Source organism: Streptomyces sp. NPDC006743, assembly GCF_040703815.1.
In the GTDB taxonomy this organism is placed as follows: Bacteria; Actinomycetota; Actinomycetes; order Streptomycetales; family Streptomycetaceae; genus Streptomyces.
This window is the reverse complement of sequence record NZ_JBEYJA010000154.1, coordinates 1-1878: the sequence shown is the minus strand read 5'-3', so window position 1 is coordinate 1878 and position 1878 is coordinate 1. Positions and strand designations below refer to the sequence as shown.

At 72.8% G+C, this 1878-nt stretch carries 2 protein-coding genes; both read left to right on the top strand.

All coding sequences use genetic code 11. The features are described 5' to 3' along the window. Nucleotides 1-374: 374 nt before the first annotated feature. Nucleotides 375-875 carry a hypothetical protein gene (locus tag ABZ719_RS37630; RefSeq protein ID WP_366729666.1) on the top strand — a complete coding sequence of 167 codons (501 nt, stop codon included), beginning with the start codon at nt 375-377 and terminating at the stop codon, nt 873-875. Nucleotides 876-985: 110 nt separating this feature from the next. After that, nucleotides 986-1878: PP2C family protein-serine/threonine phosphatase (locus ABZ719_RS37625; protein WP_366729665.1), on the top strand; the 893-nt coding region annotated here is incomplete at its 3' end.

Here is a 1878-nt window from a genome sequence, read left to right as displayed (position 1 = left end):
GTCTCCTCGACCCGGGAGGGGATCATGTGCGATGGGTATCCCGCTCGGGCCGCCCGCCAAACCGGCGTCCCCCGCGGACGGGCGGTGCTCCGCGGACGGGCGGTGCTCCGCGGACGGGCGGTGCTCCGCGGACGGGCGGTGCTCCGCGGACGGGCCGTCTGCCGCGGACGGGCGGTGCCCTGCGGACGGGCCGTCTGCCGCGGACGGGCGGTGCCCTGCGGACGGGCCGTCTGCCGCGGACGGGCGGTGCCCTGCGGACGGGCCGTCTCCCGCGGACCGGCGGCCCCCGTCGGCCGACGTGTGCGGCGCCCCGCCGAGCCACCGCCCGTCGCTGCCGTGCCGCCACCACCAGCCGCCCAGCTAGGCTCACGGTCGTGGCGGAGATCATCGATTACGGGCGGTTCCGGGAGCGACTGGAGAGCGTACGGCCCTCCGGCGAGGCGGACATGGCGGCGACCGGGCCGCGCTGGGAGCTGCTGCGGGAGTTCCAGGAGCAGTGGGGGTACGTGCCGACGGGCGGCGAGTGCCGGGAACGGGAGGCGCCCGATCCCCACAAGGAGTACCTCGCCGGGCTGAAGGCGGCGCATCAGGGCGGACCGGAGGAGGACCAGCCGGAGAGCGTCGACCCCCGGATCCCGGTACCTGCGGCACTGGACGAATGGTGGGACCTGCCGTTCAACTCGTTCGCCGACCGGTCCGAGCGGTACGAGACCAATCCCGGGTGGCCGCCCACCGTCCGCCACGACCCGTGCAGCGACTACCTCAGCGAACTCACCGTCTTCGGCCGCACCCGCGAGGCACTGGGACACCTCGCGCAGACCCTCGGCGTCGACTGGTCCGATGCCGTCCGCGAACCCGAGAGCCGCCACTGCTGATCATCTCCCGCTGCCCTGGCGCCGGGCAGCGAAGGCGGCGCGGGGACACGCACGGTGCTCCCCGCGCGAAGCCCTCGCCTGCCACCCGGACCCGTGGCAATGTGGGGTAGGTGCGGATCGAGCAGGACTTCCTGCCTTACCTGCGGAAGCCGAGTCATGCGCTGCTGGCGATCCCCGTCGCGCTCATCGTGGTGATCACGGCAGTGGACCAGTATGTGCCCGAGGACATCCACCTCAGTCCGCTGCTGGTCGTCGCTCCCGCCGTCACCGCCTACTTCGCCGATGCCTGGACGACCGCGCTGATCGGGTTGCTCGCCGTGGGCGCGCAGGCGTACATCGGCTGGCGCTTCGACGTGCTGACGACACGCAACGTGCTGGTGCAGATCCTCGCCCTGGCGGTGCTGTCCGCCATGGTCGTCTTCTTCTGCGTGGTACGGGAGCGCCGCAGCCGCCAGCTGGCCCGCATCCGCACCATCGCCGAGGCCACCCAGCACGCCCTGCTGTGGCCGCTGCCCGACCAGCTCGGCTGCGTGCGGATCGCCGTGCTCTACCTCGCCGCCGAGGACGACGCCCAGATCGGCGGCGACCTCTACGCCGCCACCACCACCGAAACCGGCACCCGCATCATGATCGGCGACGTACGCGGCAAAGGCCTGCCCGCCATCGGCGAGGCAGCCCTGCTCATCAGCGCCTTCCGGGAAGCCACCCACCAGCACGCCACCCTGCCGACGCTGGCCACCGCCCTGGAACAGAGCGTCACCCGGAACCTGGCCCACCTGGGGCGCACCGCGGAAGTCGAGGAACGCTTCGCCACGGCGCTGCTGGTGGAGATCCCCGACGAGGACAACATCACCCAGGTCATCAGCTGCGGTCACCCGCCACCGCTGCTGCTCAGCTCCAACGGCGCCGGCACGGTCGCGCTCCACCCGGCGCTCCCCCTCGGTGTCGGCGGCCTGGGACCGGCCGACAACAGCGTCGACGTCTTCTCCTTCGAACCCGGCGA